The 823-nt window shown below is 45.0% G+C and carries 2 protein-coding genes; both read left to right on the forward strand.

Annotation, left to right across the window (positions count from 1 at the left end; translation table 11 throughout):
- On the forward strand, positions 1 to 373 hold a 373-nt coding region (locus R7P74_RS25740; protein ID WP_318123483.1), incomplete at its 5' end, for a FliM/FliN family flagellar motor switch protein.
- Positions 370 to 741, forward strand: coding sequence for a flagellar motor switch protein FliN (gene fliN / locus R7P74_RS25745; protein ID WP_005462794.1), 372 nt, complete (start codon positions 370 to 372; stop codon positions 739 to 741). The genes R7P74_RS25740 and fliN, both read left to right, overlap by 4 nt.
- The last annotated feature ends 82 nt before the right edge of the window (positions 742 to 823 follow it).

Below are 823 nucleotides of genomic sequence, written 5' to 3' on the forward strand. Positions count from 1 at the left end.
ACGCGGCATAGGCTTATGTGTCCAATTAAATATCACCTTTGAAGGTTATCAAGGGTCGATGTACTTAAAACTGGACACGCATCTGATCCAAACCTTGATTGAACAGCTTGAGCTGCAATCAGACGTGGATTTGTATGAACCTTTTTGTCGTTCCCTAGAATCAACGCCAGTTCGTCTTAACGTGGTATTGAGTAAAAAAACGATGGCTCTAAGTGACGTTGTCAGCCTAAAACCTGATGACATCATGCCAATCGAATTACTAAATACCGTACCGGTAAGCATTGGCAATCAACCTCTCTTTACTGGCCGTATTGCTGAGCAAGACGGACAGCTTGTTTTGATTTTTAACCCGGATAAGGAAACGCAGCGATGAGCGAAGCGCCTGAAACTAAAGCGTTCGACACAGATGAACTGAACTTTGATGATTTTCAATTAGAAGACTTTGAAGCTGAAACAACGCGCCAACCTGAGCCTGTTGCTGCAGAGCGCGACCTGAGCTTTTTCAAAAGCATCCCTGTGACTGTCACGCTTGAAGTCGCAAGTAAAGAGATCCCACTTGGTGATTTGATGAAAGCGGGCGAAGGCACCGTCATTGAACTTGAAAAGCTGAACGGCGAACCATTGGACGTAAAGGTGAACGGTTCCCTACTTGGCCATGCGGAAGTAGTTGTCGTTAATGACAAATACGGTCTTCGCTTGATTGACGTACACGATTCGGCATTAAGCGGCGTTGGTCGATAATTTTTGGTAGGCAGTACAATGAACAATCTGAGCGCTTGGCATCGTTGGTTACCTTTGTTGGTATTGGTGTCACTTTTGTTTG

The sequence above is a fragment of the Vibrio sp. 2033 genome (assembly GCF_033339735.1).